Source organism: Porticoccus sp. (genome assembly GCF_041592135.1).
Classification (GTDB): domain Bacteria; phylum Pseudomonadota; class Gammaproteobacteria; order Pseudomonadales; family Porticoccaceae; genus Porticoccus.
The window spans coordinates 1-4,724 of sequence record NZ_JBFHQR010000157.1 but is presented as its reverse complement, the minus strand read 5'-3'; the positions used below and the strand labels follow the sequence as shown (position 1 = coordinate 4,724).

Sequence of the window (4,724 nt, the reverse complement as noted above, 5' to 3'; positions counted from 1 at the left end):
GTGCCGGCATCGGTGCCGGTGTTCACGGACCGGCAGCTGTTGGCCCGGATCCTCAGGAACTTCTTGTCCAATGCCATCCGCTATACCGACAGCGGGGATATCCTGCTGGGTTGCCGCCGCCGCCCGGAAGGACTGTTATTCCAGGTATGGGATTCGGGGATCGGCATTCCGGAAGAGCAACTGAAGGAAATTTTCCTGGAGTTTAAACGCCTGCCCACCCGCAAACGCCGCAGCAACAACGGCCTGGGGCTTGGCCTGGCGATTGTCGACAAGATAGCCCGCATCCTCGATCACCCGGTTTGCGTGCGCTCTGAACTGGGCAAAGGTTCGGTGTTTTCCATTCTGGTGCCCTACGGCGAGCCGGAAATGGCCCGGCCTGCGGAAGACATCCCCGTCCAGGACGACCTGGCGCCGGTGCTGGAGGGCAAGCGGATTCTGGTGATCGATAACGACCTGAACATCTGCAAGGGGATGGAATCCCTGTTGACGGGCTGGGGCGGCCAGGTGCGAACGGCGACCGGTGTGGACGACCTTGATCAAGATGAACTGGCGCAGCACTGCCCGGATATGCTGATTGTCGATTATCACCTGGATAATGGCGAAACCGGGATTGAGGCCATAGGGATATTGCATGAATGGATTGGCAAGGCCATCCCGACCTTAATGATTACCGCCAATTACTCCCAGGAACTGAAGCAGCAGGTCAGGGCGTGCGGCTACCATCTGCTGAACAAACCCATCAAGCCCCACAAGCTCAAATCAATGTTGCGCTATTTCTTCCAAAGCGGCGCCAAATAATCACGCCGCTGCGCGGCCCTGTTAAAGGTTGTCGGCAACGGGCGACAGATAAATTCTAGCGGTGAAGGTACTGATCGAAGTTGATCTTGCTGGCGCACAATACCGCTTGCATGCGGTTGTGGACATGCAGCTTGCTCAATATGGCCGACACGTGGGTCTTCACGGTGGTCTCTGCGATGTTCAGCTCATAGGCAATCTGTTTGTTGGAGTCGCCCTTGGAGAGGCGTTCCAACACCAGCAGTTGGCGGCGTGTCAGCGAGGAGATCTGTTTGGCATCAAATTCCTGCGGTTCGTTGCGGACAGCCTGGGGAGAAGGTTTTTTGTTGCGGATAATATCGGAGGGCAGGTAAACCTGGCCGGCGATCATTTTCTTGATGGCATCGCCAATATTTTCACTGCTCGCCACTTTGCTGATGTAACCCACGGCACCATAGGTGACGGAGCGCAGCACCACGTCGCGGTCTTCTTCGGCGGAAATGATGGCGACCGGAATTTCAGGGGCCTCATTGCGTAAATGGATCAAACCATTGAGGTCATTCATGCCGGGCATGTTCAAATCGAGCAAAATCAGGTCGAGCTGATTGTGCTCCTCCACAACGTTTAGCGCCGCGTCAAAATCTTCGGCCTCGTAGGTGACGACGTCGGGAAAAGTCTGTTTGATCACGCTGATGACGGCCTCGCGATAGAGCGGGTGGTCATCAGCTACGAGTATCTCGTACATAGTGTGCCTGTCCGGATTCTGCCATTTACCCATAGATACTAGCATAAGGCTTTAACACCGCATCGCGATCAGAATGTCCGCTGAAAAGCGGCCCTGGGCCGGGGTGCCGTCGGTGATCTCAAATCAACCAGATCTGCCACCTACTTTAGTCCATCCTGCAGTTGGGTGGATATGCAACCAATTGCTGAATTTCCTCCTCCCTAAGTTAGATTTAATCGGCTTTGCGCATGGCTTATTGTTAGGGTCTACAAACCTCTGCCCGTACTAATAATGATTTTTGGGCAGTTGTCTTTTTTGAGGGTGTGAATTATGAACTGTAAACGATCTGGCCTTGCCACAGGCTTTTTTGGGCTGTTTCTGTTAGTCGGAAGCAGCTATGCGCTAGCCCATGGCGATGTCACGCCGCAGGCGGTGGATACCTCCACCCTGGAGCAACTGGGTGACGAGTGGCGCGAAGAAAATCCCTACTCCGGTAACCAGGAAGCCATAGAAATAGGTGCTTCTGCGTACAACCAGAACTGTGCCCGCTGTCATGGCCTGGGCGCTATTTCCGGGGGTATTGCTCCCGATCTGAGAGCGCTGGAACCGGGGCTGGAAGGCGATGAATGGTTTTCCTACCGGGTTCGCAACGGCGCGACACGCAATGGCATTCCTTATATGCCACCCTTCGAGGGTGTGCTCAGTCAGGAGGCGCTCTGGGCGATCAGGGCCTGGCTGGAAACCCAATACAATCCGGAGCTGTAGTCGATGACACGCTTTCTCGCGCTTTGCCTGCTGCTCTGTAGTGCCTTCCCGGTGGAATCCAGGAGCCTGGAAGACATTGCCGAAAGCGGTTACATCAGCATTGCGGTGTATCGGGATTTCCCGCCTTATTCTTATATGAACGAAGGTGTGCCGGCGGGTATCGACATTGAGCTTGGACGCAAAATAGCGCAACGGCTGGGTTATCAGCCGCACTGGTTTTGGTTGACCGCCGATGAAAGCGTTGATGATGACCTGCGCAATGCCGTTTGGAAGGGACATTATCTGGGTGGCGGGGTCGCAGACTTCATGCTGCGCGTACCCTATGACAAAGACTACGTGAACGACCAGGTTGCTGTCGTGGGCCCGTACCAGAAAGAGCGCTGGACCGTGGTCAGGAATACCAAAAACCTGCCCGATCTGGTGAATCTCGCCCCTTTCATGTACCACAAGGTCGGCGTCGAAATTGACAGTGTTCCCGACATCAAGCTGACCACCCTGTTCGGCGGTCGCCTGGTGGAGAACGTTATCCACTATCCCTCCACGGTTGAGGCGGTTGATGCCCTGCAAGGCCAGCAGGTTGATGCGGTCGCCGGCATGCGCGGGCAAATCGAGTGGCGCCTTGGGGCTGTCGCGGGCAATGCCGGGCAGGGAGAGGCATTCAAGATTTCCGATGAAAGCCTGGTGGCCTGGTCGCGCCGTGCCTGGGATATCGCCATCGCGGTCAAAAAAACCAACCAGCAGCTGGGCCAGCAAGTGGCAACAGCCATAACGGCCATGGTTGACGACGGGGAAGTGGCAGGCATTTTCCGGAAATACCAGGTCAGCTATGAGTCACCGGATAAAGCTGCCCCATGACCTTCAACCTTCATTTGCTACGGCATCAGAACTGAAAAAGGCCGCGGCAGCCATGGTCGCCTAGCGGCTGATATCCTTATTGCGTTTCATATCCCGAATAATAAACCGTCCCGGATGCACCGCCCGGCGCAGTTCCAGCGCCAGCGGTGGCACTTCCCCACAGAGTTCACTGGCAATCAATTCCGCACACAGCGGGGCATAGCTCATGCCCCGTGAACCCTGGCCGCAGTTCAGGTACAACCCAGGCCAATAGCTGCCCGCCACCGGGATATGGGAGCGGGCGTTCTTGCGCAGCAGTTCATAATCTTTCAGGTACTCGTCCAGCTGCGGCGCCGGTCCGGCGATGGGCAGGTAGTCGGGGGTGGTGCAGCGGAAGGCGGTGCGGCCAGTCAGGGTTGCCGGGTCCGCGTCGGCAAACAGTGCCGCCGCTGCCGGGTCGGTTTTTGCCAGTTGTTGCAGGTTGGTTTGATGGTCTGCGGTGCGCACTGCCGCGCTGGTATCGCCGATTTGGTAGGTGGCGCCGAGGGTGTGCATGCCGTCATTGGCCGGCGCCAGATAGCCCTCGCCACAGATCACGGTTTTCAGGGCGCGACTGTTGTCTGTGGCGGGCAGGCAACTGATCTGGCCGCGAATCTGTTTCAGCGGCAGGTGACTGGTCTGGGCAAAGCGGTTGCTGTGATAGGCACTGGCGATCACGGCCACCGGTGCTGCCGCGACGGCGTTACCGGCGGCATCCAGGGCTCGCCATTGCGCCGCCTGGTAATCGAGGTCGGCAATCTCGGCGATCTGCCGCCGGATCAGCGGGTGTTTCGCCAGCGCCGTGCAGACGGCGGGCGGGCTGATCCAGCCCAGTTGCGGAAAAAACAGCCCTGATTCAGCGTTCAGGGCAATGCCCGCCACTTCCGTCATCTGATGCCCTTTGACCCGCTGTACCAGTTCGGCGGGGTACTGTGCGGCGATCTCGGCAAAGACCGCCTGCTCTTTAGCGGATTCCGGCAGCACCAGCACGCCGCAGCGGCTGCCGGCGCTGTGCAAAAATTGCCGGTGATAGCGGCTGGCAAATAACAGCGCCATCAAGCCGAATGCCGACAGCGGCGAGGACTGGTTGGACAGCTTGGGGTAGAGAATGCCCTGGGGATTGCCGGAGCCCTCCTGTGCCAGGGCCCCGTGGCGTTCGATCAGGGTGACGGCAACGCCCCGTTCCGCCAGGGCGCGGGCGGTGGCGCAGCCGGCGATCCCGCCCCCCAGCACCAGAGCCGATTCGGGACGGGAAGGCGGCGCGGGCAGATACCAGGGCGGCTGGTGTTTGGCGTTGAAACTGGCGGCCTGCCAGTCCTGTTCCGCTGTTGCCGCCACCAGCGGTTCGGTCATCTGTCCGCAGAGCATGTCCCGCTTGTGGCCAAAGCCCGGCACTTTCTGCACCTCGAAACCAATGGCTTGCAGCCCCCGCCGCACGGTGCCGGCGGCGGTAAAGGTGCTGAAGCTGGTACCGGCATCGCTCAGGTCGGCAATGGCCCGAAACAGCTCGTCGTTCCACATGGCCGGGTTCTTGGCCGGGGCGAAGCCATCCAGGAACCAGGCATCGATCACGGGATTGCCCCGGCGG

General features: G+C 58.7%; 5 protein-coding genes. 3 read left to right on the top strand and 2 right to left on the bottom strand.

The window, feature by feature from the left end; translation table 11 throughout:
* Window positions 1-798, top strand: a 798-nt coding sequence (locus tag ABY948_RS11235) for a sensor histidine kinase (protein WP_461482627.1), incomplete at its 5' end; no start/stop codon positions are given.
* Between the two features lie 55 nt (window positions 799-853).
* Here the strand turns inward: ABY948_RS11235 and ABY948_RS11230 are convergent.
* On the bottom strand, window positions 854-1,519 hold the full coding sequence (locus tag ABY948_RS11230; protein ID WP_461482626.1) for a LuxR C-terminal-related transcriptional regulator: 666 nt from the start codon (window positions 1,517-1,519) through the stop codon (window positions 854-856).
* 309 nt (window positions 1,520-1,828) lie between these two features.
* Between ABY948_RS11230 and pedF the strand changes: the two genes are divergently transcribed.
* Entirely contained in the window at window positions 1,829-2,263 is a 435-nt protein-coding gene (pedF, locus tag ABY948_RS11225; protein ID WP_461482625.1) for a cytochrome c-550 PedF, read from the top strand.
* A 3-nt stretch (window positions 2,264-2,266) separates the two neighbouring features.
* Window positions 2,267-3,118, top strand: a complete 852-nt coding sequence (locus tag ABY948_RS11220) for a substrate-binding periplasmic protein (RefSeq protein ID WP_461482624.1) — start codon at window positions 2,267-2,269, stop codon at window positions 3,116-3,118.
* A 60-nt stretch (window positions 3,119-3,178) separates the two neighbouring features.
* On the opposite strand, the gene mnmC1 is transcribed toward ABY948_RS11220, so the two are convergent.
* Window positions 3,179-4,724: FAD-dependent 5-carboxymethylaminomethyl-2-thiouridine(34) oxidoreductase MnmC1 (gene mnmC1, locus ABY948_RS11215; protein WP_461482623.1), on the bottom strand; the 1,546-nt coding region annotated here is incomplete at its 5' end.